This is a genomic window from Pseudomonas sp. 2995-3, assembly GCF_002742565.1.
GTDB lineage: Bacteria > Pseudomonadota > Gammaproteobacteria > Pseudomonadales > Pseudomonadaceae > Aquipseudomonas > Aquipseudomonas edaphica.
This window is the reverse complement of sequence record NZ_LJSB01000261.1, coordinates 1-311: the sequence shown is the minus strand read 5'-3', so window position 1 is coordinate 311 and position 311 is coordinate 1. Positions and strand designations below refer to the sequence as shown.

General features: G+C 32.5%; 1 protein-coding gene. It reads left to right on the top strand.

Annotated features, from left to right (window positions below):
- Positions 1-311: transposase (locus tag AOA62_RS25680; protein ID WP_143521915.1), on the top strand; the 311-nt coding region annotated here is incomplete at both ends.

The window sequence follows — 311 nt, the reverse complement described above, 5'->3', positions numbered from 1 at the left end:
ACGATAAGAAGATTAAAAGGGTAGTGGATTTTAGTTTCATTAATACTCTACTTGAAGATACTTATTGTAAAAATTTTGGTCGCCCAGCAAAAGAACCTGAATTAATGTGTAAGCTTTTATTTCTTCAACACTTATACAATCTATCTGATGAGAATGTTATAGCAGAATCCTCTTTAAATCTTGCACATATGTATTTTCTTGGTCTGAATCCTGAGGATTCACTACCTGACAAAAGTCTCCTTTCAAAGTTTAGAACACAACGTCTTGGTGAATCAACACTTGATGAAATGATTACAGAAATCGTAAGACAA